The organism is Amycolatopsis albispora (genome assembly GCF_003312875.1).
Lineage (GTDB): Bacteria > Actinomycetota > Actinomycetes > Mycobacteriales > Pseudonocardiaceae > Amycolatopsis > Amycolatopsis albispora.
On the sequence record NZ_CP015163.1, the window covers coordinates 9,045,959 to 9,072,093 of the forward strand.

General features: G+C 73.1%; 23 protein-coding genes. 10 read left to right on the forward strand and 13 right to left on the reverse strand.

From position 1 onward, the window contains the following. Positions 1-7: 7 nt before the first annotated feature. Positions 8-862: an ABC transporter permease gene (locus A4R43_RS42110; RefSeq protein ID WP_113697189.1), complete on the reverse strand. Its 855-nt coding sequence runs from the start codon at positions 860-862 to the stop codon at positions 8-10. Then, positions 859-1,743: an ABC transporter ATP-binding protein gene (locus A4R43_RS42115; RefSeq protein ID WP_205215582.1), complete on the reverse strand. Its 885-nt coding sequence runs from the start codon at positions 1,741-1,743 to the stop codon at positions 859-861. Before A4R43_RS42115 ends, A4R43_RS42110 begins: the two co-directional genes overlap by 4 nt. A 156-nt stretch (positions 1,744-1,899) precedes the next feature. Between A4R43_RS42115 and A4R43_RS42120 the strand changes: the two genes are divergently transcribed. Genes A4R43_RS42120 through A4R43_RS42130 form a run of 3 tightly spaced genes read left to right on the forward strand, consistent with a single transcriptional unit; the run spans position 1,900 to position 5,095 of the window. Then, on the forward strand, positions 1,900-2,985 hold the full coding sequence (locus A4R43_RS42120) for a precorrin-3B synthase (RefSeq protein ID WP_236809380.1): 1,086 nt from the start codon (positions 1,900-1,902) through the stop codon (positions 2,983-2,985). Further along, entirely contained in the window at positions 2,982-3,605 is a 624-nt protein-coding gene (locus A4R43_RS42125; RefSeq protein WP_113697192.1) for a precorrin-8X methylmutase, read from the forward strand. The genes A4R43_RS42120 and A4R43_RS42125 overlap by 4 nt, the downstream gene beginning before the upstream one ends. After that, entirely contained in the window at positions 3,602-5,095 is a 1,494-nt protein-coding gene (locus A4R43_RS42130; protein ID WP_113697193.1) for a precorrin-2 C(20)-methyltransferase, read from the forward strand. Before A4R43_RS42125 ends, A4R43_RS42130 begins: the two co-directional genes overlap by 4 nt. Positions 5,096-5,114: 19 nt before the next feature. Here the strand turns inward: A4R43_RS42130 and A4R43_RS42135 are convergent, their stop codons facing one another. Together A4R43_RS42135 and A4R43_RS42140 are read right to left on the reverse strand one after the other, a co-directional pair. Further along, positions 5,115-8,303 carry an arabinosyltransferase domain-containing protein gene (locus A4R43_RS42135; protein WP_113697194.1) on the reverse strand — a complete coding sequence of 1,063 codons (3,189 nt, stop codon included), beginning with the start codon at positions 8,301-8,303 and terminating at the stop codon, positions 5,115-5,117. A 55-nt stretch (positions 8,304-8,358) separates the two neighbouring features. Next, positions 8,359-9,096: a cobalt-precorrin-6A reductase gene (locus tag A4R43_RS42140; protein ID WP_236808646.1), complete on the reverse strand. Its 738-nt coding sequence runs from the start codon at positions 9,094-9,096 to the stop codon at positions 8,359-8,361. A gap of 80 nt (positions 9,097-9,176) precedes the next feature. Between A4R43_RS42140 and A4R43_RS42145 the strand changes: the two genes are divergently transcribed. Then, the gene (locus A4R43_RS42145; protein WP_113697195.1) at positions 9,177-10,844 is read left to right on the forward strand and encodes a protein-arginine deiminase family protein; all 1,668 of its coding nucleotides are present in this window, start codon (positions 9,177-9,179) and stop codon (positions 10,842-10,844) included. Here A4R43_RS42145 and cobM read toward each other — a convergent pair. Together cobM and cbiE are read right to left on the reverse strand one after the other, a co-directional pair. Continuing rightward, a complete protein-coding gene (cobM, locus tag A4R43_RS42150) occupies positions 10,841-11,602 on the reverse strand; it encodes a precorrin-4 C(11)-methyltransferase (protein WP_113697196.1) in 762 nt (253 codons plus the stop codon). The two genes, A4R43_RS42145 and cobM, sit on opposite strands and share 4 nt — an antisense overlap. Continuing rightward, on the reverse strand, positions 11,599-12,768 hold the full coding sequence (gene cbiE / locus A4R43_RS42155) for a precorrin-6y C5,15-methyltransferase (decarboxylating) subunit CbiE (protein WP_236808648.1): 1,170 nt from the start codon (positions 12,766-12,768) through the stop codon (positions 11,599-11,601). The genes cobM and cbiE overlap by 4 nt, the downstream gene beginning before the upstream one ends. Before the next feature lie 122 nt (positions 12,769-12,890). Between cbiE and A4R43_RS42160 the strand changes: the two genes are divergently transcribed. From A4R43_RS42160 to cobC, 4 genes are read left to right on the forward strand one after another with little or no spacing between them, the layout of a single operon-like run. After that, on the forward strand, positions 12,891-14,843 hold the full coding sequence (locus A4R43_RS42160; RefSeq protein ID WP_113697197.1) for a putative cobaltochelatase: 1,953 nt from the start codon (positions 12,891-12,893) through the stop codon (positions 14,841-14,843). Next, entirely contained in the window at positions 14,843-15,457 is a 615-nt protein-coding gene (gene cobO / locus A4R43_RS42165; protein WP_113697198.1) for a cob(I)yrinic acid a,c-diamide adenosyltransferase, read from the forward strand. The genes A4R43_RS42160 and cobO overlap by 1 nt, the downstream gene beginning before the upstream one ends. Next, entirely contained in the window at positions 15,451-16,788 is a 1,338-nt protein-coding gene (locus tag A4R43_RS42170; protein ID WP_113697199.1) for a cobyrinate a,c-diamide synthase, read from the forward strand. Before cobO ends, A4R43_RS42170 begins: the two co-directional genes overlap by 7 nt. Next, complete coding sequence (cobC, locus tag A4R43_RS42175; RefSeq protein ID WP_113697200.1) at positions 16,781-17,788, forward strand: Rv2231c family pyridoxal phosphate-dependent protein CobC; 1,008 nt, start codon at positions 16,781-16,783, stop codon at positions 17,786-17,788. Before A4R43_RS42170 ends, cobC begins: the two co-directional genes overlap by 8 nt. On the opposite strand, the gene A4R43_RS42180 is transcribed toward cobC, so the two are convergent. From A4R43_RS42180 to A4R43_RS42190, 3 genes are read right to left on the reverse strand one after another with little or no spacing between them, the layout of a single operon-like run. Next, a complete protein-coding gene (locus A4R43_RS42180; protein ID WP_236808649.1) occupies positions 17,780-18,526 on the reverse strand; it encodes an adenosylcobinamide-GDP ribazoletransferase in 747 nt (248 codons plus the stop codon). The genes cobC and A4R43_RS42180 overlap by 9 nt on opposite strands. After that, on the reverse strand, positions 18,526-19,542 hold the full coding sequence (cobT, locus tag A4R43_RS42185) for a nicotinate-nucleotide--dimethylbenzimidazole phosphoribosyltransferase (RefSeq protein ID WP_113697201.1): 1,017 nt from the start codon (positions 19,540-19,542) through the stop codon (positions 18,526-18,528). The genes A4R43_RS42180 and cobT overlap by 1 nt, the downstream gene beginning before the upstream one ends. Beyond that, positions 19,539-20,183 (reverse strand): bifunctional adenosylcobinamide kinase/adenosylcobinamide-phosphate guanylyltransferase, encoded by a 645-nt coding sequence (locus tag A4R43_RS42190; RefSeq protein ID WP_418190793.1) that lies wholly within the window; start codon positions 20,181-20,183, stop codon positions 19,539-19,541. The genes cobT and A4R43_RS42190 overlap by 4 nt, the downstream gene beginning before the upstream one ends. 47 nt (positions 20,184-20,230) lie before the next feature. Between A4R43_RS42190 and A4R43_RS42195 the strand changes: the two genes are divergently transcribed. Both A4R43_RS42195 and A4R43_RS42200 read left to right on the forward strand, forming a co-directional pair. Next, on the forward strand, positions 20,231-21,163 hold the full coding sequence (locus tag A4R43_RS42195) for a cobalamin biosynthesis protein (protein WP_113698253.1): 933 nt from the start codon (positions 20,231-20,233) through the stop codon (positions 21,161-21,163). Then, positions 21,160-22,629, forward strand: a complete 1,470-nt coding sequence (locus A4R43_RS42200; protein ID WP_113697203.1) for a cobyric acid synthase — start codon at positions 21,160-21,162, stop codon at positions 22,627-22,629. Before A4R43_RS42195 ends, A4R43_RS42200 begins: the two co-directional genes overlap by 4 nt. On the opposite strand, the gene A4R43_RS42205 is transcribed toward A4R43_RS42200, so the two are convergent. From A4R43_RS42205 to A4R43_RS42220, 4 genes are all read right to left on the reverse strand, one after another. After that, positions 22,598-23,344 (reverse strand): CbtA family protein, encoded by a 747-nt coding sequence (locus A4R43_RS42205; RefSeq protein WP_113697204.1) that lies wholly within the window; start codon positions 23,342-23,344, stop codon positions 22,598-22,600. The two genes, A4R43_RS42200 and A4R43_RS42205, sit on opposite strands and share 32 nt — an antisense overlap. A gap of 10 nt (positions 23,345-23,354) precedes the next feature. After that, positions 23,355-23,567, reverse strand: coding sequence for a CbtB domain-containing protein (locus A4R43_RS42210; RefSeq protein ID WP_113697205.1), 213 nt, complete (start codon positions 23,565-23,567; stop codon positions 23,355-23,357). A gap of 149 nt (positions 23,568-23,716) precedes the next feature. Beyond that, entirely contained in the window at positions 23,717-24,607 is an 891-nt protein-coding gene (locus A4R43_RS42215; RefSeq protein ID WP_113697206.1) for an alpha/beta fold hydrolase, read from the reverse strand. Next, positions 24,604-26,076, reverse strand: a complete 1,473-nt coding sequence (locus A4R43_RS42220; protein ID WP_113697207.1) for a WS/DGAT/MGAT family O-acyltransferase — start codon at positions 26,074-26,076, stop codon at positions 24,604-24,606. Before A4R43_RS42220 ends, A4R43_RS42215 begins: the two co-directional genes overlap by 4 nt. Positions 26,077-26,135 lie beyond the last annotated feature (59 nt).

The following is a 26,135-nucleotide window of genomic DNA, read 5'->3' on the forward strand; positions in this document are numbered from 1 at the left end:
CTCCCCGTCACGTCCCCACCCGCTGCATGGCCCGTTCGCGCCGGGCCGCCACGGCCGAGCCCGACTCACGGCGGGCCATCCTACGCAACAGGATCGGGGCCAGCACGAGCCCGGCCACCGCCCACACCCCGAGCACGCCGACGGTCTCCAGGTGCCGCCACGATTCGCCGATCTCGGCGGCGACCAGCGCGTCCGGCAGCACCGCCGAGCGCATGCCGAGGCCGAGCCAGTACATCGGGAACACCTGCGCGATCCACTGCACCCACTCCGGCAGCGAGGTGATCGGGTAGAAGATGCCCGAGATCGCCGCGAGCCCCATGAACGGCAGCATGACCAGGCCCATGTTGCGCGGGTTGGCGGTCAGCGAGCCGATCGCCGCGCCCAGCGGCATGGTGGCGACCATGCCCAGCACCAGCACCGCGACGAAGCCCGCCCAGGCGCCGAAGCCGCCGTCGAACAGCCCGTCGAACAGGAACAACGCGGGCACCAGGATCATCAGCAGGCTGACCACCACGGTGGCCGAGAGCATGGTGATCTTGCCGATCAGGTAACCGATCATGCCGTGCGGGGTGGCCTTCGCGCGCAGCAGCGTGCCGTCCTCGCGGTCCACCATCAGCTGCCCGGCCACGCCGATCATGCCGCCGAAGACCACCTGCATGCCGAGCACGCCCGGCACCGCGGCGCTGCCGAGGGAGAAGTCCGTGCCGGGCACCGTGGCGCCCCGCATGAAGATCATCACGACCAGCAGGATCAGCATCGGGATGACCGTGCCAGCCAGGTCCTCACCGGTGGTCAGCGTGTTGCGGAGTTCGATGCGCCCCCTGGCCAGCCCGGCCCGGACGGCGTTGGTCACGGGATTCACGATGCCTCCCCGATGAATTCGCGGACCGCGGCGGTGGCCTGGCCGGTCTCGGCCTGGCGCACCAGCGTCATGTAGGTGTCCTCCAGCGACGCGCGGCGCACTTCCAGTTCGCCGATGGCGTCGCCGTGCTGTTTGAACAGCTCGTGCACGAACTTGGTGGACTCGGTGGTCAGGTGCACGAACCGCTGCCCGTCGCGGGTCCAGCGGATCTCCGCTTCGCCGCTGATCCGGCGGGACAGCTCGTCGGCCGAGCCGTCGGCGATGATCCGGCCGTCGGCCAGGATCAGGATGCGGTCGGCCAGCTTCTCCGCCTCGTCCAGGTCGTGCGTGGTGAGCAGGATGGTGGTCTCGTCGTCGTCGGCCAGCCGGTGCACCAGGTCGTGGAACTCGCGCCGCGCCTCCGGGTCGAAGCCGGCCGTCGGCTCGTCGAGGAACAGCAGCTCCGGCTTGCCGACGATGCCGATGGCCACGTCGAGGCGCCGCCGCTGCCCGCCGGAGAGCCGCCCGATCCGCTTGTTCGCGTGCTCGGCGAGTCCGACCGTTTCGATCAGCTCGTCGGTGTCCCACGGACGGTTGATCGCCTCGGTGCCGAACGGCGCGTAGTAGCGGCCGAGGTGCGCGAGCAGGTCGCGCACGCGGAAGCGCCCGTGATCGCGCCACGACTGGAGGACCACGCCGAGCCGCGCCCGCCACGCTTCGCCGCCGTGCGCCGGGTCGGTGCCCAGTACGGACACCTCGCCGCCCGAGCGCATGCGGAAGCCTTCCAGGATCTCGATCGTGGTTGTCTTGCCCGCGCCGTTCGGGCCCAGCAGCGCCACCACCTCGCCCCGGTCCGCGGTGAAGTCCACCCCCTTGAGCACGTCGTTGGCGCCGTAGCGCATCCGCAGGTCACGAACCTCCAGCACCGGTCTCCCGGCCGGGCCGGAACCCGGCCCCCGGGTGATCGGTTCACCCACCCTCGTCATAGACCTTCACCACCCCATCTAATGTCTCGTGCGGATGATAGTACATGTACTACATCCCTTAAGGTGACGATCGTGGAAATCCGCCAGCGTGCCGACGCCTGCCCCGGCGTGTTCGCCACGCACGACGCCGCCGACGGGGCGCTGGCCAGGGTGCGGCTGCCCGGCGGCCGCGTCACCGCCGCCCAGCTGCGTGAACTCGCCGCCTGCGCGGCGGACCTCGGCGACGGCGAACTCCACCTGACTTCACGCGGGAACCTGCAACTGCGTGGCCTGGAGCGGGACGACCCGCGGCTGGCGCGGCGGCTTGCCGCCGCCGGGCTGCTGCCGCGGCCCAGCCACGAACGGGTGCGCAACTACCTCGCGTCCCCGGTGCCCGAAGTGGACGACCTGGTCGCCGCGCTGGACGAGGCGGTCTGCGCGGTGCCGGAACTCGCCGCGCTGCCGGGGCGCTTCCTGTTCGCGATCGACAGCGGACGCGGTGACGTCGCCGGTGAGCGCGCGGACGTCACCTGGTGCGACGGCGCCTTCCTGATCGACGGGGAAGACACCGGGGTCCGGGTTCCCCGTGACCGCGCGGTGGACGCGCTGGTCACCGCCGCGCGGGCGTTCGTGGCCTCGCGCGGGGACGCCTGGCGGTTGCGGGAGTCGGCGGCGGCCCGTGCACAGGTGCTCGCCGCCGTCCGTCCACTGGGGACGGTCGAAGCACCGGGGGAGGTGCCGCGGTCCGGGCCGCCACCGGTCGGTGGCCGGGTGGTCGCGCCGTGGTTCGGCTGCCTGTCGGGCACGCAGGCGCGAGCACTGGCCGCGCTGGCACCGTCGGTGGTGGTCACGCCGTGGCGGTCGATCGTGCTGCCCGCGGCGCACCCTTCGCTCGCGGACGCGGGGTTCTTCGTCGATCCGTCCACCCCGGGCGTGGCGCTGAGCGCGTGCATCGGCTCGCCGGGCTGCGCCAAGTCCCACGCCGACGTGCGGGCCGAAGCAAGCCGCGTGGCCGCCGCGCTGCCGGTGAGTCTCCGCGCACATTTCTCGGGGTGCGACCGGCGCTGTGGTAGACCCCGGGGCGATCATGTCGACGTGGTCGCCGCCGATGACGGGGGCTGTTTCGTGGACGGGCAACGGTTCTCGTCGGTGGACGAGTGGCGGGAAGGACGCGTGTGATCGACTACATCCGGGACGGGGCGGAGATCTACCGCCACTCCTTCGCCACCATCCGGGCGGAGGCCGAGCTGGCCATCCTGCCCGGCGACCTGGCCCCGGTGGCGGTGCGGATGATCCACGCCTGCGGCATGGTCGACCTGGTCGACGACCTCGGGTACACGCTCGACGTGGTGGAGTCGGGCCGGGCCGCGCTCGAAGCGGGCGCCCCGGTGCTGTGCGACGCGAACATGATCGCCAGCGGGATCACCCGCAAGCGCCTGCCCGCGGCGAACGAGGTGCTGTGCACGCTGTCCGACCCGGCCGTGCCGGGGCTGGCCGAGCGCATGGGCACCACCCGGTCGGCCGCCGCGCTGGAACTGTGGCGCGACAAGCTGCCCGGTTCGGTGGTGGCCATCGGGAACGCGCCGACCGCGTTGTTCCGGCTGCTGGAACTGCTCGACGAGGGCGTCGGCGCACCGGCCGCGATCATCGGCGTGCCGGTCGGCTTTGTCGGCGCGGTCGAGTCGAAGGAGGCGCTCGCCGAGCGGGCACCGGCGCCGTACCTGGTGGTGCGCGGGCGGCGGGGTGGCAGCGCGCTGGCCGTGGCCGCGGTGAACGCGATCGCGAGCGAGGTCGAATGAGCGGGGTGCTCTACGGCGTCGGGCTCGGTCCCGGCGACCCGGAACTGGTGACCATCAAGGCCGCGCGGGTGATCGAGGCGGCCGACGTGATCGCGTACCACAGCGCGCGGCACGGGCGCAGCATCGCGCGTTCGGTCGCCGAGCCGTACCTGCGCGAAGGTCAGCTGGAGGAGGCGCTGGTCTACCCGGTGACCACCGAGACCACCGACCACCCCGGCGGTTACGACGGCGCCATCGCCGAGTTCTACGAGCTGAGCGCGAAACGGCTCGCCGAGCACCTCGACGCCGGGCGTTCCGTGGTGGTGTTGTGCGAGGGCGACCCGTTCTTCTACGGCTCCTACATGTACATGCACGAGCGGCTCGCCGACCGGTACGAAGCCCACGTGATCCCGGGTGTGACGTCGGTCAGCGGCGCGGCGGCCCAGCTCGGACTGCCGCTGGTGCAGAAGGAGGAGGTGCTGACCGTGCTGCCGGGCACGCTGCCCGGTCCGCAGCTGGCGATGAAGCTGGCCGAGGCGGACGCGGCGGCGGTGCTCAAGCTCGGCCGCACCTTCACCACCGTGCGGGACGCGCTCGCCGAGGCGGGCAAGCTGGACGACGCGTGGTACGTCGAGCGCGCGACCTGGGGTTCGCAGCGCATCGAGCGGCTGGCCGACGTGGACCCGGAGTCGGTGCCGTACTTCTCGCTGGCCCTGCTGCCGAGCCCGGCTTACGCCTCGCGGGTGGGTGCACCGGAGGAGGAGGCGGTCGAGCCGCCGTCCGGGGGCGAGGTCGTCGTGGTCGGACTCGGTCCCGCCGGGCCGGACTGGCTGACGCCGGAGGCCGCGGCCGCGCTGGGAGCGGCCGACCATCTCGTGGGGTATGGGCCGTACCTGGCGCGCGTGCCGCAGCGGGCCGGGCAGCAGCGGCACAGTTCGGGGAACCGGGTGGAGGCCGAGCGCGCGGTGGACGCGCTGGAGCTGGCCCTTTCGGGTGCTTCCGTCGCGGTGGTGTCTTCAGGGGATCCGGGCGTTTTCGCGATGGCTTCGGCTGTACTGGAGCAGGCCGACGATCCGCGGTTCGCCTCGGTTTCCGTGCGCGTACTACCGGGTGTGACCGCCGCCCAGGCCGCCGCCGCCCGGGTGGGCGCACCTCTCGGCCACGACTACTGCGTGCTGTCGCTTTCGGATCGGCTGAAGCCGTGGGAGGTCATCGAATGCCGCCTGGACGCGGTGGGCGCGGCCGACCTGGTGCTGGCGATCTACAACCCGGCTTCGCGGAGCCGGGTCACCCAGCTGGCTGCGGCGGTCGAGGTGCTGCTGCGCCACCGTTCGGCGGACACCCCGGTCGTGGTCGCGCGTGACGTGGGTGGTGCCGGGGAGTCGGTGCGCGTGGTCACCCTGGGCACTCTGAATCCGTCCGAAGTGGACATGCGATGCCTGGTGATCGTCGGCTCGTCGCGGACGCGGGTGAGCGAGTCGGGTGCGGTCTGGACCCCGCGGACCTACTGAGGGCCCGCGGGGACACCCGCTACCGCGTCGGCTGGCGGCCGTCTGGCTGGGCCGGGCCCGGGCCCGGCGACCACCAGCCCGAGTGCACCTCCTGGCCGCGGATCACCATCGGCGGCGCGCCCTCGGTGAACGGCTCCAGTTGCTTGAGCACGCCCCACGGCGCCCCCGGCTGGCCCATCAGGAAGCTCGGCACCTCCGGCTGGTCGGCGACCTCCTCCAGGAAGCCGTTCGGCCCGCCGGTCCGGCTGCCCGCCCAGTCCGCCTCGAACGCCAGGTCACCGGCGGTGACGCGGTACGAAGGCAGCTCGGCGATGCCGTCGCGCACCTTCATCGGGTTCATGCACGGGTAGACGAACGACGCCGGCCAGTCCAGGTACACCGGGGCGTCACCGACGCGCTCGGTCAGCGTGGTGAACGTCGGCACACGAGGTGCGGTGACCGCGACCCAGCCGTCCTCGGTCAGGTCGTTGTCGGCGGCCACCACGCGCACCGAGGACACCTCGGGCGGCAGGAAGTCCAGGCCGATGCGCACGTCGTTCCAGCGGAAGTTGCCACCACCGGGCACCAGCACCGGCAGGCTCCGCACGGTCTTCATGCCCTCGTCGGTCTCCGCGCCGAACTCCAGGTCCACCGTGGTGGCCTTGGTCGGCGGCGACATGGTGGCGATCACGATCTGCCCACCGGCCGGCCGCTCGGACAGGTCGTACCAGTCGCTGCGCAGCCGCCCGGTCGGGCTCTCCTTGGTCCGGTAGCTGCTCCACATCGGCACGGTGTCGGTCTTGAACCCGTGCGGCGGCTCGTCGAGCGGGTCGTTGGTGTCGATCGGCTCGCGGTGGAAACCGGACTGCACCGGGCCGTTCTCCAGCTCGGGCAGCGGCAGCGCGTTCTCGTCGGTGGGCTCCGGCTGCTCGATCGGGGCGGTGGCCTGCTTGTCCGGCGGCAGCGCGGACAGCACGCTGGAGACCGGCTCGCGTTCCACCATCACGTGGTCGGACAGGTTGCAACTGCGCCCGAACAGGTGCCCGAAGTTCGCCGCGCCCAGGCTGTAGCTGGTGCGCTGGGTCTGGATGGCCCAGGCCATCGAGGCGAACTCGGCGGTGGCCATCAGGCCGCACACCACCACCAGCGACAGCGAGCCCAGCTTCAGCGCCCGGCCGCGTTCCTTCTCCTTCTGCAGCCCGAACATCCGGTCCGGCCGCTGCGCGCGCACGTTCTCCATGAACGCCACCACCGCCGAGATCGCCGCGGCGACCAGCAGGATGGTGGACAGGCTCACACCCTGGATGGTCGGCGCCTGCGCGGCCCACGGCACACCCATGTTCGAGACGAACCAGTACGCGTTGGGCCCGGTCATCGCCAGCGCCGCGACCACCAGCAACCCGGCCAGGAACCCGGCCCGGTTGCGTTTCGAGCGCAGCACGGTGGAGCTGGTGGCCAGCGCGGTCAGCGCCGCCATCGCCGCGCCGACCGCGGCGAACGCGCCGAAGTGGTGCGTCCACTTGGTCGGGGTCAGCGCCATCATCAGGAAGAACAGGGCGACCGTGCCGATCAGGCGGCGCGACGGGCCGAGCGCGGCGCCCGGGATGCGCCCGCGTCGCAGCAGCACGACCAGGCAGGCGCCGGTGCACAGCAGGAGCAGCAGCACCGGGAAGCGGCGCGACGCCGAGCCGTCGGCGGTCGGGCTGAACAGCAGCTCGTAGCGGGACAGCTCCTCGAACCACGACAGGCTGGGGCCGACCTTGCTGCGGATCCGGGTGGCCTCCTGCACGGTGGCGAAGGTCTGGTCGGCGAAGACCACCACCAGCACCATCAGCCCGGCCGCGAAGATCGGCGCCAGCACCACCGGCCAGCCACCACCGCGGGCACGCTGCTTGAGCAGGTGGAACAGCGGGCGCCCGGCCACCAGGAACGGGGCCACCGCGATCAGCCCGGTCGGCGTGGCGGCCAGGGTCAGCGCGGCGGCGATCAGGCCGAGGCACAGCGGCAGCAGCCGCCGGGTGACCAGCGCGCGTTCCACCGCGCAGATCGCCAGCAGCGAGCCGACCGCGGCGACCGGCTCCGGCCGGACCCCGTTGTTGAACGGCATCCACCAGACCAGGAACACCGCGGCGGCGGCCCAGCCGGCCGCGCGGCTGGTGCGCACCTGGGTGCCCAGGCGGGGCATCACCTCGCGGCTGATCAGCAGCCAGCTGATCACGCCGAGCAGGAACGAGGGCAGGCGGATCCACGGCGGCACCACGCTGACGTGCGCCATCAGCTCGTAGACGTGGTAGAACCAGCCGAACGGGGCCTCCGCCACGCCGAACCACCGGTGGTAGTTCGCCAGGAAGCCGGCGTCCTCGGTGACCCGGGACATGGTCAGGATGTAGCCGTCGTCCGAGGTCACCGGTCCGATGAAGACCCACACCCCGAGCGCGGCCATCACGGTGACGTCGCGGCCGGTCAGCCGCCACCAGCCGACCGGGGCCCACTTCGGCGCCCGCCTGGCCACCCGCGAGTCCAGCCGGTTGACCGCGATCAGGCAGCCGATCAGCGACAGCACGCACAGCACGCTGACGCCGGTCTTCCAGCCGGTCGGCGAGGACTGGTACCGGGTGTCGGGGGTGACCGAGACGTCCAGCCCGGTGATCGGGTCCTGCTCGGCGGTGATGTCGGTGTAGATGCCGACCAGGCGCGGGCGGACGTCGTTCGAGTCGTGGAAGAGCACCTGACCGGCCACCGTGATGGTGGTCGCGTGCACGGTCGAGGAGATGCCGATGTCGCAGTTCTCCGGCGGCAGCGGCTGGCGGGCCAGCTGCTGCGCCCGGTTCGACACGATCAGCAGGCCGTTGTCCACCTGCAGCTGCATGCCGGTGCCCTCGGCGACCCTGGCCTCGGGCACGGTGGAGAACAGCATCGCGGCGCCGTCGGTGCGCTGGTCGAGCGAGCGCACGGTTTCGCACGGGAAGTTCGCGCTCAGGTCCTGCGCCCAGTACGCCGTCAGCGGCGCGTTGACCTGGCTGGTGTCGCCGTTGGCCGGCCACGCGATGCGCGCGGTGTCCTGGACCACGGGCATGAACGGGACCGCCAGCGCACAGGCGGCGGACAACAGGCCGAGGGTGATGGCGAGCAGGCGCCACACTCGAATGCGGCTGCTTTCCGGGCTGGTGCGCTCCGGATCTGTCGCCTGGTCAGGCTCGGCCGAACGGCTATGAGTCGCGGTCGGCATCGCGACAACGCTAGCGCCCGCCCGGATGGGCCTTGCGCGGGGATACCGGATTCCACTAGTCCACGCGCGGTAAGCGGGCCAATACGGCATCGACGGAGGTGACGGTTTCGGGGGCGCCCGCGGGTGCCGGGCGCCGGACGAGCACCACCGGCAGGCCGAGTTCCCTGGCCGCGGTCAGTTTGGCGGCGGTCATCGAACCGCCGCTGTCCTTGGTGACGAGCACCTCGATCCGGTGCGTGCGCAGCAGCCCGATTTCGGCCTCCACCTGGTACGGGCCGCGGCTGAGCAGCAGCTCGTGCCGCCTGGGCAGCGGGGGTTCGGGCGGGTCGACGCAGCGGATCAGGAACCACAGGTCGTCGAGGTGGGCGAACGCGGGCAGACCCTGCCGCCCGCTGGTCAGGAATACGCGACGGCCGAGCTCGGGCAGCAGTCCGGCGGCTTCCGGCAGCGACGCGGTCCAGTGCCAGTCGTCCCCGGGCGACGCCTGCCAGCCGGGGCGCTCGAGCCGCAGCAGCGGCACGCCGGCGGTGCGGGTCGCGGCGACCGCCGAGGCCGAGATGCGTTCCGCGAACGGATGGGTGGCGTCCACCACCGTGCCGACGCGCTGCTCGGCCAGCCAGGCGGCGAGGCCGTCCGGACCGCCGAAGCCGCCGACCCGCACCTCACCCACGGGCAGGCGCGGGCGCGCGACCCGCCCGGCCAGCGACGACACCACCGGCACCCCGCGCTCACTCAGCGCGGCGGCCAGTGCGCGTGCCTCCGCGGTGCCGCCGAGGATGAGGACCTTCTCCACCTGGATCTCCTCCCAACGACCGATGCCGCCCGCGGCCGATCTTCCTACCGTTCGGAAGCAACGAGGGAAGGGGCTGATCAGTGGGGATCCGGGGGCTCGTGCTCACCATGCTGGTGGTGGGCGCGTCAGTGGTCGTGCCGGGGGTGGCCGCCGCCACGCCGAGGCTGACCGGCGAGAGCGTGTTCCTGCCGAACCTGGACGACGACTCCAGGCGGTGCGTGCTCGAGCCGGGTGACGTGGACCAGCCGGGGCTGGCCGTCGACCGGCGGCTCGCGGCCTGCCACGACGCCGCCGACGAGGTGGTCAACGGCAGGCGCGACGAAGACGACCTGACCAAGCTGCGGCTGCGGGGGAGCGAAGCCGCGCGGGTCGAGGTCGACCGGGCCGAACACCTGCGGGTGTTCGTCCGGCGGGGCGGGGAGTACCGCGTGCTGCGGCCGGGGGAGGTGCTCTCCGCGCGGGAGATGCGGACGGGGGTGGACGTCGCGGTGGAGGGCCGCGACGTCGTCCGCGACCCCGCGAAGTGGGACGGCCGGGTGCGCCTCACCGTGCACTCGGCCGGGCGGGCGGTGGTCAAGCGGCTGCGGGTGGCGCCGCTGTTGTTCCAGCACGACCTCCTGCCCGCCACCACGGTGTTCGCCGCGAAACCGGGGAACGGGCCCGGCTGGCCCGCCGAGGGGCTGCCCCCGGGCCACCCCGGGGAGTGGGACCGGTTCAGCGGCACGCTCACCCGGGCCACCGCGGGCGTCGAGACGCGGTTCATCGCGGGCAGCGACCTGTGGTGGAAGGACGTGTGGATGCAGGACCTGTTCGAACCGGCGGTGGCGAGCGCCGGGGGCCGGACGATGCGGGTGGCGATCCGGTCGGCGAACCAGTGGGACGCCGGTGTGCCGACGCTGCGCCCGGGCGGGCGGCTGCTCTTCCGCGACCTGCGCGGGCCGGACGTGGCGGTGGTGCAGGAGTTCACCGAGTTCGCCGGGGCACCGCTGCCGGACGCCTGGGCCGACCAGCGCAACGCGACCGGCAACTTCGAGGCGCTGCCGCCGTACGGTCCGTTTCCGAAGGGCCGGATCTACTACGGCACCGCGGCCACCGGGGACCGCAAGCCGGATCCGGCGTTCCTGCGCCTGCTCGAAGCGCAGGGGCAGCAGCCGCCGGTGGTACTGGACACGTCGTGGCTGATGGTCGGGCACGTCGACGAGACGCTGCACGTGGTGAAGGCGGACAACGCCCGCGGCTGGACGCTGATGGTGGCCGATCCCCGGCTGGCGGAGAGCCTGCTGCACCAGGCGAACGGCACGGGCGCGCGGTTGTTCGCGGGCACGAACCACAGTTACCAGCCGACCGTGGAGGAACTGCTCGGCGACCCGGATTTCCTGGCGCAGAACGAAACCGCGGCCCGGCACATCGACGCGCAGGTGGCGATCATGCTGCGGGAGACCGGGTTGCGAGCCGACGAGCTGGTGCGTGTGCCGGTGCTGTTCCACGAGTCACCGCGGGCGCCGGGCATGGCGGCGCTGGCCCCGGCGGTGACGAACGGGCTGTCGGTGACCGCGGGCCGCTACGCCGCGCCGGATCCGCACGGCCCGGTGGTCGGCGGGCGCGACCTGTTCAAGGAGGCCACCGAACGCGCCCTGCGCGGCATCCGGGTGTCGTGGGTGGAGGACGTGTTCTGGGCCCACGTCGGCGGCGGTGAAGTGCACTGCACAACAAACGCCTGGCGGGATACGCGTTCGCTGACCGGCTAGAGCGAGTCCGGTTGCCGCGAGCGGTCGCGGGCGGCGGAGTACAGGAAGCTGTCCGGGAACTTCTCCGCCGCCAGCGTCCGCCCGACGAAGATCACCGCGGCCCGCCCGATGCCCGCCTCCCGCACCTGCGCGGGCAGCGACGCGAGCGTGCCGCGCAGGATCTTCTCGCCGGGCTGCGACGCGTGCGCGACCACCGCCGCCGGGCAGTCCTCGCCGTAGTGCGGGATCAGCTCGGCGGCCACCCGGTCGATCTTGGTGATGGCCAGGTGCACCGCGAGCGTGGTGCCGCTGGCGGCGAAGGTGGCCAGGTCCTCACCCGGCGGCATCGAGGTGGACCGCGCCTGCACCCGGGTGATCACCAGGCTCTGCCCGACCTCGGGCACGGTCAGCTCGCGGTTCAGCACGGCCGCGGCGGCGGCGAAGGCGGGTACGCCGGACACGACGTCGTACGGCACGCCCGTGGCGTCGAGCCGCCGCATCTGCTCGGCGACCGTGCTGTACAGCGAAGGATCACCCGAGGTCAGCCGCGCGACGTCGTGCCCGGCGGCGTGCGCGGCGGTCAGCTCGCCGACGATCTCGTCGAGGCTCAGGTTCGCGGTGTCGACCACCCGCGCGCCGGGCGGGCAGTGCGCGAGCAGGTCCGGCGGGGTGAGGCTGCCCGGGTACAGGCACACCGCGCAGGCGGCGAGCAGATCGCGCCCGCGCACGGTGATCAGGTCGGCGGCGCCCGGTCCGGCGCCGATGAAGTGCACGGTCATCGGGTGAAGCTCCACTGGGTCACGGTGCGGGCGGGGGTCCAGCCGGTGAACCCGCCGAGCGGCGCCGCGTGCTCGACGGCCAGCCGCAGCAGGTCACCGCCGTGCCGGGCGTACGCGGCGGCGAGCACGGCTTCGGTCTCCAGGGTGACGCCGTTGGCGACCACCTTCGGCGCGTGCAGGCAGGCGTCCAGCACGCCGGACGTGACTCCACCGCCGACAAAAACCGCGTCGGGCGCGGGGAGCCCGTCGAGCGCGTCGGGTGCCTCTCCCACGACCACGCGCAGTTCCGGCACGCCGAGGCGCTGCGCGTTGCGGGTGATGCGGGCGGCGCGGTCCGGGTCGCGTTCGATGGCGATCGCGCGGTTGTCCGGGTGGGCGCGGGACCATTCGATCGCGACGCTGCCCGACCCGGCACCGACGTCCCACAGCAACATTCCCGGCAATGGACCGAGCCGGGCGAGCGTGATGGCGCGGACGTCACGCTTGGTGAGCTGGCCGTCGTGCTCGAAGGCGTGGTCGGGCAGTCCGGTGCGCGGCAGCGGCTCACCCTTGGTCTCGCATTCGATGGCGACCAGGTTCAGCGCCGCGCCCGGCGGGTGGTCCCAGCTCTCCGCGACCCCGGTGACCTGCCGTTCGGCTGGTCCGCCGAGTTCCTCCAGCACGGTGAACCGGCTCGGCCCGTACCCGGCGTCGGTGAGTTGCGCGGCCAGCACGGCGGGCGTGGTGGCGTCCTCGCTGAGCACGAGCAGCCGCGCGCCCGGCGCCAGCGCCCGATTCACCCGGCAGGGCGAGCGGCCGACCACGCTGATCACCTCGGTGCTCTCAGCGGACCACTTCAGCCGCGCCCTGGCCAGCGTCGGTGACGACAGCGCGGGCAGTATCTCGACGTCGTCGAACCGGCGCGACAGCGTGGTGCCGATGCCCGACAGCAGGGGATCACCGCTGGCCAGCACGCAGATCCGGCGGCCGCGGTGCTCGGCGAACAACGCGTCGAGCCGAGGCAGCAGCGGACTGGGCCAGGTCACCTTGACCGCACGGCTGCCCGGCACCAGGTCCAGCTGGCGCGCGCCGCCGATGAGCACCTCGGCGGCCTCCACCGCCGACCGCGCCGCACCGGAGAGCCCGGCCCAGCCGTCGGCTCCCACTCCCACCACCGTGATCCGCACGGTGGTTGACCGTAAACCTGTCGCGCCCGGCGCGCGGGGTTGGACTTCTCACGTCTTCGGCGGCGATCCGCTGTGCGATGATCGGCGGCGGCTGTTTTTCCGGCGGGCGTGGGGAGTTGTGCATGCGGGCGTTCCCGTTCACCGCGGTGGTCGGCCTGGCCGACCTGCGACTGGCCCTGGTGCTTTCCGCGGTGTCCCCGGCCATCGGCGGCGTGCTGGTCCGCGGCGAGAAGGGTACCGCCAAGTCGACCATGGTGCGGGCGCTGGCCGGCTTGCTGCCGCCGGTGGACGTGGTCACCGGCTGCCGGTTCTCCTGCGACCCCGCCGCCCCCGATCCCGCCTGCCCCGACGGCCCGCACGACTCCGGCGCGCCCGCCGAGCGACGCCCGGCGCGGCTGGTCGAACTGCCCGTCGGTGCCGCCGAGGACCGGGTGATCGGCTCGCTCGACCTGGAACGCGCGCTGAGCGAAGGCGTCACCGGCTACCAGCCCGGCCTGCTCGCCGCGGCGCACCGCGGCCTGCTCTACGTCGACGAGGTCAACCTGCTGCACGACCACCTCGTGGACGCGCTGCTGGACGCCGCCGCGATGGGCCGCGCGACGGTCGAGCGCGAAGGCGTTTCGGTCTCCCATGCCTCGCGGTTCGTGCTGATCGGCACGATGAACCCGGAGGAAGGCGAGCTCCGGCCGCAACTGCTGGACCGGTTCGGGCTGACCGTCGAGGTGCGCACGAGCCGCGAGCCGTCCGAGCGCGTCGAGGTGGTGCGACGCCGGCTGGCCTACGAAGCCGATCCCGACGGTTTCGCCGCGCGTTACGACGAAGCCGAGGCCGCGCTGGCCGCGCGGATCGCCGAAGCACGCCGGAACCTGCCCGCGGTCACTCTCGACGACGCCGCGTTGCTGCAGATCGCCGAGGTCTGCGCCTCCTTCGACGTGGACGGCATGCGGGCGGACATCGTCACCGCGCGCACGGCCGCCGCGCACGCCGCCTGGTCCGGTCGTACCGAAGTGACCACGGAGGACATTCGGGTGGCGGCGCGGCTGGCGCTGCCGCACCGGCGCCGCCGCAACCCGTTCGACGCACCCGGTATCGACGAAGAGCAGCTGGACCAGGCGCTGCGGGACGCCGAGCCGCCCACCGACGGCCCGGACGACGACGGTCCCGGCTCCGGCGCACCGCCTGAACCTGCCGAGTCTTCCGAGGCGCCGTCGGAGAACCAGCAACCGCAATCGAGCCCGCAAGGTCCACAGCAGACGGTCGGCGCCGGGCAGCCGTTCCGTGCCCGTCTGTTCACCGTGGACGGTACCGGCGAAGGCGCGCACGGCCGCCGTTCGCGGGCGCTCACCGACAGCGGCCGCACCATCGGCGTCAAACCGCCCAGCGTGCGCGAAGGCCGCCCGCACCTCCCGGCCACCGTGCTGGCAGCGGCCCCGCACCAGCGTGCGCGGGGACGGTCCGGCGCCGGGCTCGTGCTGCGGACGCGTGACCTGCGGTTCGCGCTCCGGGAAGGCCGCGAAGGCAACCTGGTGTTGTTCTGCGTGGACGCGTCCGGCTCGATGGGCGCGCGGTCGCGGATGGGCGAGGTCAAGGCCGCCGTGCTGTCGCTGCTGCTGGACGCCTACCAGCGGCGGGACAAGGTCGGCCTGGTCACCTTCCGCGCATCGGCCGCCGAACTCGCGCTACCCCCGACGATCAGCGTGGACGCCGCCGCGTCCCGGCTCGAATCGCTGCCCACCGGCGGCCGCACGCCGCTGGCCGAAGGGCTGCTGCGCGCGGCCGAGGCCCTGCGCGTGGAGTCCATTCGCGACCCGCGCCGCCGCCCGCTGCTGGTGGTGGTCACCGACGGCCGCGCGACCAGCGGCCAGGACGCGGTGGCCCGCGCGCACGCCGCCGCCGACCTGATCGCGCGGCAGGGCATCGCCTCGGTGGTGATGGACTGCGAAAGCGGGCGCATGCGCCTCGGACTGGCCGGGGAACTGGCCAACCGGCTCGGCGCCGAGCACGTGCCGCTCGGTGAGGTCGCCGCGGACGCGCTGGCCGGCGCGGTCCGCGCCCGGACGGGACGGGCCGCCTGATGCCCAAGGGAAAACCGGACTTTGTGCCCGACGACGGGCTGACCACCCGGCAGCGCCGCAACCGGCCGCTGCTCATCGTGCACACCGGCACGATGAAGGGCAAGTCCACCGCGGCCTTCGGCATGGCGCTGCGTGCGTGGAACCAGGGCTGGTCGATCGGCGTGTTCCAGTTCGTCAAGTCGGCGAAGTGGAAGGTCGGCGAGGAAGCCGCGCTGCGGGCGCTCGGCGAGGTGCACGCGAACACCGGCCAGGGCGGGCCGGTCGAATGGCACAAGATGGGCGAGGGCTGGAGCTGGGCGCGCAAGGCGGGCACCGAGGAGGACCACGCCGCCAACGCGCGTGAGGGCTGGGCCGAGATCGCACGCCGGATTTCCGCCGCGCAGCACGACTTCTACGTGCTCGACGAGTTCAACTACCCGCTGCACTGGGGCTGGATCGACGTCGGCGAGGTGGTCGAGGTGCTGCGTGACCGGCCCGGCCGCCAGCACGTGGTGATCACCGGCCGCAACGCGCCGCCCGAGCTGGTCGAGGCCGCGGACCTGGTGGTCGAGATGACCAAGGTGAAGCACCCGATGGACGCGGGGCAGAAGGGCCAGCGGGGAATCGAATGGTGAGCCTGCCGCGGGTGGTCGTCGCGGCGCCCGCCTCCGGGCACGGCAAAACCACGGTGGCCTCCGGCCTGATGGCGGCCCTGCGGCGGCGCGGGTTCGCGGTGTCCGGGCACAAGGTCGGCCCGGACTACATCGATCCCAGCTACCACGCGCTGGCCACCGGGCGCCCCGGCCGCAACCTCGATCCGTACCTCCAGGGCGAGGACCTGGTCGCGCCCTTGTTGCTGCACGGTGCTTCCGGCGCCGAAATCGCGGTGATCGAAGGCGTGATGGGCTTGTTCGACGGCGCGCTGGGCACCGAGGGCTTCGCCTCGACCGCGCACGTCGCGCGGCTGGTCGGCGCGCCGGTGGTGCTGGTGGTCGACGCGAGCGCGGCGAGCCGCAGCGTGGCCGCGACCGTTTACGGTTTCGCGCACTTCGACCCGCGGGTGCGGCTGGCCGGGGTCATCCTCAACAAGCTGGGGTCCGACCGGCACGAGCGCGAGATCCGTGAGGCGATCGGGAAAACCGGCGTGCCGGTGCTGGGCGCGCTGCGGCGGTCCGACGACGTGCACTCGCCGAGCCGTCACCTCGGACTGGTGCCGATGGCCGAACGCGCCCGTGAAGGCGCGGTCATGGTGGACCGCCTCGCGTCGTGGATCGAGTCCGGTGTGGACCTGGAAGCCGTGGTGCGGGCGGCGCGGGAAGCCCCTGGCGTGGCGGCGGAACCCTGGTCACCGCCGGAGCCCGTGCCCGGCCCGCGCGCGGTGGTCGCGGCGGCCGGTGGTGCGGCCTTTTCCTTCCGGTACGCCGAAACCGGCGAGCTGCTGGCCGCGCTCGGGGTGGACCTGGTGGACGTCGACCCGATCAACGACACCCGCCTGCCGGACGGCTGCGCCGGGCTGTACTTCGGCGGTGGTTTTCCCGAAGTGCACGCCGAAGCCTTGTCCGCGAACGAGGCCCTGCGCGCGGAGGTCGCCGGGGCGGTGGCGGGCGGGCTGCCGGTGGTGGCCGAATGCGCCGGGCTGCTGTACCTGTGCCGCGAGCTGGACGGCCTGCCGATGACCGGCGTGCTCCCGGCGACGGCCAGGATGACTGCCCGTGGCGCGCTCGGTTACCGGACCGCGACGGCCGCCGCGGACAACCTGCTCGCCACGCGCGGAGAGCAGGTGACCGGGCACGAGTTCCACCGGACCGAGGTGGTGCCGGACGGCCCGTTCGCCGCCGCTTGGCGCTGGGACGACGCCGACCACGGTTACGCGTCGCCCACGTTGAACGCGTCCTACCTGCACGTCCACTGGGCCGGGCATCCGGACCGGGCCACCGCCTTCGCCCGCGCGGTGCGCCGTGGTTGACCTCTGGCACCACGGGGATCGGGAGGTCGGGCCGGGTCTGGTCGATCTCGCGGTCAACGTCCGCCTGGCCGAACCGCCGGGCTGGCTGCTCGCCGAACTCACCGCCGAGCTGCCGCGGCTGGCGGCGTACCCCGACACGACCGAGGCGACCGAAGCGGTGGCCGCGCGGCACAGCCGGTCCACCGGCGAGGTGCTGGTGACCGCGGGGGCCGCCGAGGCGTTCACGCTGATCGCGCGTGGCCTGGGCGCGCGGCGGGCGTGTGTGGTGCACCCGCAGTTCACCGAGCCGGAAGCCGCGTTGCTGGCGGCGGACGTGCCGGTTTCGCGGGTGATTCTCCGGCCGGAGGAAGGCTTTGTGCTCGGGTCCGTGCCGGAGGACGCCGATCTGGTGGTGGTCGGCAATCCGACCAATCCGACGTCGGTGCTGCACCCGGCCTCGCGGTTGCGGTCGCTGTGCCGTCCCGGGCGGGTGGTCGTGGTGGACGAGGCGTTCCTCGACGCGGTGCCGGGTGAGCCGGAATCCCTGGCTGGCGAGGTCGTTCCGGGGTTGCTGGTGATCCGGAGCCTGACCAAGACTTGGGGCATCGCGGGCCTGCGTGCCGGGTATGTGCTGGGGCCGTCCGCGCTGATCGACCGGTTGCGCGCGGTGCAGCCGCCGTGGTCGGTGTCGGCGCTCGCGGCGGTGGCCGTGGTCGCTTGCTGCCGTCCGGAGGCGGTGAAGGAGGCCGACGAACTCGCCGTCGCCGCCGAGGCGGACCGCGAATTCCTGCTCGCCGGCCTGCGGGACCTGGGCGTGTCCGTATATGGCGAACCGCGCGCGCCGTTTGTCCTCGCCGAATTCCACGACGGTGCCCGCCTGCGTGAACGGCTGCGCGAGCGGGGCTACGCCGTACGCCGCGCCGACACCTTCCCCGGCCTCGGCCCGGACTGGCTGCGCATCGCGGTGCGGTCACGCCCGGTCATGACCGAGTTTCTCACTACGCTCAACGAGCTAACCTGACACAACCAGCAGCGCCGCGGTGACGCCGGTTTCCACGCAGGCACCGAGCACGTCCCCGGTGATGCCGCCCAGTCGTCGCACGCAGCGCCACAGCAGCAGTCCGCCCGCGACCAGCGCCGCACCGACCGCGAGAAGTCCCTGCCACCACGGCAAGCCCGCGAACGTGCCGCCCCACGACGCCAACGCCGCGCACACCACCACCGAACCGGCGGCGCCGACCACCGGCACCGAACCGGCCACCGTCGCGCCCAGCCCTTCCGGCCGTGCCGACGGCACGCCACGCGCGCAGCACACGGCAAGCAGCATCCGGCCCGCCAGCACCGCCACCACCACGGCAACCACCCCGTGCCCGGCACCGACCGCCCCCGCCAGCGCTCCACATTGGACGATCAGCACCAGGAGCAGCGTCGCCACCCCGCTGGGCCCGGAGTCGCCCTTGCGCATGATGGTCAGCGCGCGCTCGCGGTCATAGGAAGCGGCGAGCCCGTCGGCGGTGTCGGACAGGCCGTCCAGGTGCAGCCCGCGACATCCCAGCGCGACCACGCCCAGCGCGAGCGCGGCCACCGGCAAAGCGGGCAGCGGAAGCAGCGTGACCAGTGCCCCGGCCACCGCGAGCGGCAACACCGCCAGCGGCGCCAGCAGCATCGCGCCCCGCGCCACCCGCCCGTCGATCACCCGGGGCGCGCGCACCGGAACCACCGTCAGCGTGCCGACGGCCATGCGGATCGCGTCCCGCATCAGGTCAGGTCGGCCAGCGAACTCATCTCCGCGAGCACCGCCCGCGCCGCCCGCAGCACCGGCACCGCCTGCACCGCGCCGCTGCCCTCACCGAGGCGCAGCCCGAGGTCCAGGATCGGCTCCAGGCCGAGCGCCTTGAGCGCGTGCGCCTGCGACGGCTCGGTGGACCGGTGCCCGGCGAGCCACCACGCCACCGCTCCCGGCGCGACGTCCTGCGCGACCAGCGCGGCCGCCCCGGAGAACACCCCGTCGAGCACCACCGGCACCCCGCGCACGGCGCCCTGGACCAGGAAGCCCGCCGTCGCGGCGGCGCAGGCGCTGCCGAGTGCGGTGAGCCGTTCGAACGGGTCGTCCGCGCGGTCCCCGGTGCGGGCCAAAGCAGCCGTGACCGCGGCGACCTTGCGGGCGCGTCCTTCCTCGTCGACGCCGGTGCCGGTGCCGACGACCTCTTCGGCTGGCAGGCCCAGCCGCGCCGCCACCAGCGCGGCCGCCACGGTGGTGTTCCCGATCCCCATGTCACCGGGGATCAGCAGGTTGGCACCGTCGTCGATTTCCGCGTCGGCGATCCGCCGGCCCGCGTCGAACGCGCGGCTCGCCTCGCCGGGCGCCAGCGCGTCCTCGCGGTCGATCGAGCCGGACCCGCGGCGGATCTTGTACGCGGTCACCTCGTCCGGCAGGCCGTCGGCGTCCACGGCCAGGTCGAACACCTTCACCGTCGCGCCGACCTGCCGCGCGAGCACGGTCACCCCGCTCGTCCCGGCCAGGAAGACCCGCACCATCGCGGCGGTGATCTCCCGCGGATACGCCGAAACCGCCGAAGCCGTGATGCCGTGGTCCCCGGCGAACACCGCGACCCGCACGTCGTCGAGTTCACGCGGGGGCACCGCGTCGTGCGCGGCGCTCAGCCACGCCGCCAGTTCCTCCAGGCGACCCAGCGAGCCCAGCGGCTTCACCAGTCCGTCCAGCCGGACCAGCGCTTCCTCGCGTGCCGCCGCCGAGGGTGGCGTGATCTTCATCGGCCGTCCTTCCCGGGAAGTTCGAATGCCCGTCCGGCGACCACCAGCACCACCCGGTCCGAGTGCGCGGCCACCTCGCTGTTCAGCGCGCCCAGCACATCACGGAACACCCGCCCGGAGAACGTGCCGGGCACCACACCGCTGCCGACCTCGTTGCTCACCGCGACCACCGGCACCGGCGTGGTCCGCCACGCGTCGATGAAGTCCAGCAGGTGGTCGTCGAGCCGCTGCTGCCAGCCGTCGGCCTGCTCCCACGCGCCGACCTCACCCAGCACCCGCGACAGCCAGGTGCCGAAGCAGTCGATCAGCACCGGCGCGGTCGCCTCGCGCAGCGCACCGGCCAGATCCGCGGTCTCCACCGTGCGCCAGCCCGCCGGTCTGCGTGCCCGGTGCGCGGCCACCCGCGCGGCCCACTCCGGGTCGTCGTCGCCGGGCGGCAGGCCGGTGGCCAGGTAGACCACGTGGGGGTGCCGCGCCAGCAGCAGTTCGGCGTGCCGCGATTTGCCCGACCGGACCCCGCCGAGCACCAGGACCTTGCCGCCTGTGCCGTCCTTGCCGCGGGCGTACCGGCGCAGCGCCTTCGCGCCGGCGTCCAGGCGGGCGGCCGCGAACCGGGCCACGCGCCGCAGGTGCGTACTCATGCCCGGCATTCTGGCCCACCGGCTAGGGTCGCACAGTGCTGCATCCGGTGGATCATGGATCGCGCGCGGACCGAGATCGGGCCAGGGCCGCCGGCCTGCTCGCCGGATACGCCGCCGATCGCCTGTTCGGGGACCCGCGCCGGGCCCATCCGGTGGCCTGGTTCGGCAACCTGGCCACGGCGGTGGAACGGCGGATCTGGGCGGATTCGCGCCCGCGTGGCGTGGTGCACCTGCTGGTGTGCACCACGGCGGCGGCCGGGCTCGGGGTGGTCGCCGAGCGTGCCGCCTCGGCTCCGCTGCGCTTCCTCGCCACGGCGACCGCGACCTGGGTCGTGCTCGGCGGACGTGGCCTGGCGGCCGAAGGCACCGCGATGGCGGAACTGGTCGAAGCCGGTGACCTGGACGGCGCCCGCGCGCGGCTGTCCCACCTGTGCGGCCGTGACGCCGCCTCGCTCGACCTGGCCGAACTCACCCGCGCGGCCACCGAGTCCATTGCCGAGAACACCTCCGACGCCGTGGTGGCGCCGCTGTTCTGGGGTGCGCTCGCCGGGATCCCGGGCCTGCTCGGCTACCGCGCGCTGAACACGCTGGACGCGATGGTCGGCCACCGGTCACCGCGGTACGAGCGCTTCGGCTGGGCGTCCGCCCGGGCCGACGACCTCGCGAACCTGGTCCCGTCGCGGGCCGCCGCGTTGTTCACCGCGGCCTGCGCGGGCCGTGACGCCCGGCGTGTGCTCCGGGTGTGGCGGCGTGACGCCGGAGTGCACCCGAGCCCGAACGCGGGTCAGGTGGAGGCCGCGTTCGCCGGTGCGCTCGGGGTCCGGCTCGGCGGTGTGAACCGTTATGGCGGCGCGGTGTCCGAACGCGGTCACCTCGGCGACGGCGACCCACCGCGCCCGGCCGACCTGCGCCGGGCGGTCCGGTTGTCGCTGGCGGTGGGCGCGCTGGCGGCGGTCGCGGCGGCGGTGGTCGGCCGATGAGCGGGCTGCTGGTCGCCGGGACCACTTCGGACGCGGGCAAGAGCCTGGTCGCCGCCGCGCTCGGGCGCTGGCTGGCGCGCCGCGGCGTGCGGGTGGCGCCGTTCAAGGCGCAGAACATGTCCAACAACTCGATGGTCTGCGCGGACGGCGCGGAGATCGGCCGCGCGCAGTGGCTGCAGGCGCGGGCGTGCCGCGTCGAGCCGGAGGCCGCGATGAACCCGGTGCTGCTCAAGCCCGGCAGCGACCGCCGCAGCCACGTGATCGCGCTGGGCAAGCCGTTCGGCACGCTCGAAGCGGGGGAGTTCGCCACCGGCCGCACGGGTCTCGCGCAACTCGCCTTCGAGGCGCTGCGCGAGCTGCGGACGCGGTTCGACGTGGTCGTCTGCGAGGGCGCGGGCAGCCCGGCGGAGATCAATCTCCGCGCGGGCGACTACGTCAACATGGGGCTCGCGCGGGAAGCCAGGCTGCCGGTGCTGGTGGTCGGCGACATCGACCGCGGCGGGGTGTTCGCGGCCATGTACGGCACGCTGGCGCTGCTCGACCCCGAGGACCAGGAGCTGATCGCGGGCTGGGTGATCAACAAGTTCCGCGGCGACCCGGCGTTGCTCAAGCCGGGCCTGGACATGCTGGAGGAACGGACCGGCCGCCCGTTCTACGGGGTGCTGCCGTGGCTGGACGGCGTGTGGATCGACTCGGAGGACGCGCTGGCCGACGCGGGCTGGCGTCGTGACCGCACGCGCGTGTCCGGCCGCCGTCCGCTGCGCGTGGCCGTGGTGCGCTTTCCGCGTGCCTCCAACGCGACCGACGTGGACGCGCTCGCCGCGGAACCGGGCGTGGAGGTCACCGTCACCGCCGATCCGGACGTGGTCGCGGGCGCGGACGTGGTGGTGCTGCCCGGCAGCCGGGCCACTGTGGACGACCTGCGCTGGCTGACCGAACGCGGCCTGGCCGACGTGGTCCGCGCGCGTGCCGCCGACGGCCGTCCGGTGCTCGGCATCTGCGGCGGGCACCAGATGCTCGCGCGCCGCATCACCGACGACGTGGAATCGGGCGCCGGTGCGGTCGACGGCCTGGGCCTGCTGCCGACGTCGGTGACGTTCGACGCGGAGAAGGTGCTCGCGCGGCCGCGTGGTGAATGGCGCGGGCACCCGGTCCAGGCCTACGAAATCCACCACGGCAAGGTCGTGCTGGAAGGCTCAGCCGAGCCGTTCCTCGACGGCTGGCGGCACGGTTCGGTCTGGGGCACCACCTGGCACGGCGCCTTCGACAACGACGGCTTCCGCCGCGCCTGGCTGTCGGCCGCCGCCGAGCAGGCGGGCACCACCTGGGCGCCCGCCGCCGGCGCGAAGAGCTTTCCGTTGCTGCGGGAGGAAATGCTCGACCGGCTGGCGGACGCGGTCGAGGAGCACCTCGACACGCGCCGCCTGCTGGAACTCATCGAGCGAGGCGCGCCCGCCGGTCCGTGAGCACCCGTTCGGCCAGTGCGCCGAAGATCAGGCCGAGCGCGACCCACAGCACCAGCTGCGTGCCGAGCGAGGCGATCCGGAACGTCCACAGCGTCGAACCCGGGAAACCGTCGGGCACTTCGTCGATCGACGGCATCAGCGCCGCCGTCACCGAAACCAGCACCAGGTAGGCACCCGCGCCGGCGAGCCCGCCGTTCCACCCGCCGACCCGGCGCCCGAGCATCGCCGCGCTGATCGCAAAAGCCAGTGACAGCGCGACAAAACCGAAGTACAACGCGGTCCGGTCACCGATCGTTTCGCCCTGCCCGACCGCGGGCGGGTTCGCCGGGTACTTCAGGAACGGCACGCCGACCACCACGATGAACGCGGTCACCGCGAGCAGCGCGGACAACACACGCGGCCGCAACGAACCCAGGCGGCCGTAGCAGAACGCGAAGGCGAGCGCAAAGAGCCCGCCGCCGGCGACGGCATACGCGCCGACGCCGACCAGCAACCCGAGCGTGCTCTGCACGTCCCGGCTGACCAGTTCCTCCTCTTCGCCGTGCGCGTGCCCACCGGCTTCCGCTGGCGAATGCGCGTGCGCGGCAGTGCCCGATTCCTCGATGCCGATGGCGGCGTCGATCGGCGGTTCACCGGCGAAGAAGGCAAAAACGGCCGCAAGCACACCGGCGGCCAGGCCCGCGAGCAAGCCGCGGACCAGCAAGGTCCTCATCATTTCGCCGCGCTCAGTGGCAGGGGAAGGCGAGCAGGTGACGGCCGTCGTGCACGAACTCGTGCACGTAACCGTTGGAGAACAGGGCGAGCGCGCCCTGTTCGGTGCTGACGAAGTAGAGCACCACCAGCGCCAGCACTCCGACAAAAACGGCCCACGGCAGGATTTCGCGGATCGGGATGCGGAGTTCGGGCGTCGAGGGCAGGGGAACCGCTGCTTGCGTCACGGGGGAACCTCCTTGGGCTTTCGCGGCCCGGTCGGTGTTCGCGACGGCGGCGGGTCTGACTCCCGTTGGCGGTTACAGTGGCGCGACCGTGCGGATTTTCACCGGCTTCCGGCCACCGTCGCATGGCCGACCGAGCGTAAGGAGGCCGCTCAAGCCGTGTCAATCCGGCGATCGGTTTCGGCGCGATCGGCGGTGCGCACGATGCCGTTGACCAACCGCGGCCACAGCTCCGGCGGGGTGTCGTGGCCCATTCCCGGCACGATGTCCAGCTCCGCGCCGGGAATGGCGCGCGCGGTGGCCCGGCCGCCCGACGGGTTCACCAGCGGATCCGCCGCGCCGTGCACCACCAGTGCCGGGATGCGGAGCTTGCGCAGTCCGGCGGTGCGGTCCGGCGCCGCCATGATCGCGCCGAGGTGCCGCAGCGTGCCCGCCGGATTCGTGCCGCGGTCGTAGGTGGTCGCCGCCCGCGCCCGCAGCCGGGCTTCCTCGGCGGGGTAACCGGGCGAGCCGATCACGCGGAAGGTCCGGATCATCTGCTCGATGTAGGACTCGCGGTCCTTCGCGGCCGGTTGCAGCAGCGCCTTCATTGCGCGCGGGCTGGGCAGGCCGACCAGCTTGCTGCCGGTGGTGGACATGATCGAGGTGAGCGAGAGCACCCGCGACGGGTGCCGGATGGCCAGTTCCTGCGCGATCATGCCGCCCATCGACACCCCGGCCACGTGGGCCGCCGGGATCTCCAGCGCCGACAGCAGCGCCGCGGCGTCGTCGGCGAGATCGGTCAGCCGGTACGGGGACCGCCGCAGCACCAGCGCGGGCAGCAGGCCGACACGCCCGTGCATCGAGGTCGACCGGCCGGTGTCGCGGTTGTCGTACCGGATCACGCGGAAGCCGCGCCCGGCAAGCTGCTCGCAGAACTCCTCGTCCCACCAGGTCATCGGCCCGCCGAGACCCATGATCAGCAGCAGCGGCCGCGCGTCCGGCTCGCCGAAGACCTCGTAGCAGAGCTCGATCCCGTTCACCGCGACCGTGTGCTCGTTCATCCGGCTCCCTTCTCGTCGGCCAGCTTGCCCAGCTCGTCCAGCCCGTCGCGCAGGTGGTCGATCAGGTTCCAGACGTCCGGCACCAGCTCCCGGCAGACCACGATGCCGAAGTCCAGCTTGCCGTCGTAGCTCATGACGGTGATGTTGAGCCCGCCACTCGCGTCGGTGATGGCGGAGACCGGGTAGTGCCCGAGCAGCTTCGCGCCCGCAGTGTAGAGCGGCATCTGCACGCCCGGCACGTTCGACACGACGAGGTTCACCAGCGGCGACGTGGCCCCGGCGAACTTCATCAGCGCCCGCGCGGACAGCGCGCCGAGCGCGGCGGGCAGCATGGCGCTGAAGTCCACCAGCCACGACGCGGGCAGCGGCCGGTAGCGCTGCTTGGCCACGGCCATCGCGGACACCACCTCGTCCAGGCGGGCACGCGGGTCGGCGATGTGCACCGGCAGCGGCGCCACCAGCACCGAGATCTGGTTGCCCGCCGAGCCTGCCTGCTCCGGGGTGCGCACGGACAGCGGCACCAGCGTGACCAGCGGGGTGGCCGGGATCGCCTGGTGCTCGGCCAGCCAGCGGTGCAGGGCCGACGCGCACAACGCCATCACCACGTCGTTCACCGTGTACCCGAAGGCGTTCTTGATCCGCTTGACCTCGTCGAGCGGGAGCGAGCCGTAGGCGAACCGGCGGTGCTGGGTAATCGGCCCGTTGAACGGGGTGTGCGGCGGGACCAGCCGCGGCCGCTCGGCTTCGTGGCGGCCGGGGCCGAGCCTGGCCGCCCTGGCCAGCTTGCCGGTGGCCTTCGCCAGGGTGGCGGCGCCCGGAATCCTCGCCACACCGGGGAGTTCGTCCAGGTGCGGCAGCATTTTCGGCACGGAGAGCGCGATCTTCACCGGTTGCAGTGCGAGCCTGCGGGCCGCGGTGGCCAGCAGGGATAGCCTCGGCGGCGGGCCTTCGACCTGCCTGCTGCCGGGCGGGTCGACGTGCCTCGGCTCGGGGGTGAGGTCCATCAGGACGCCGAGCAGTTCGGCGCCGGACACGCCATCGATGGCCGCGTGGTGGACCTTGGTGTAGAGCGCCACGCGGCCGTGTTCGAGGCCCTGGATGAGGTAGGCCTCCCAGAGCGGGCGCCGCCGGTCCAGCGGGCGGGCGGCGATCCTGGCCACCTGCTCGGCGAGCTGCTGCTCGTTGCCCGGGGCGGGCAGCGCGATCTCGCGGACGTGGTACTCGAGGTCGAAGTCGGCGTCTTCGACCCAGTACGGGTGGTCCAGGTTCAGCGGCACCTCCAGCAGCCGCCAGTGCAGCGGGCCCGCCAGGTGCAGGCGCTTGGCGATCAGGGCGCGGATGTCCTCGACGGTGAGCAGGCCGCCGGGCGCGGTGGACGGATCGAGCACGGACAGGCCACCGACGTGCCCGGTGGTGGTGGCGGATTCGGCGTTCAGGAACTGGACGTCGAGCGCGCTCAGCTGACGCATCCGGGCCTCCTCGGTAGCTGCCTCGGCACTGTCTGGAATCGTATCCCGCGTGACTGCCG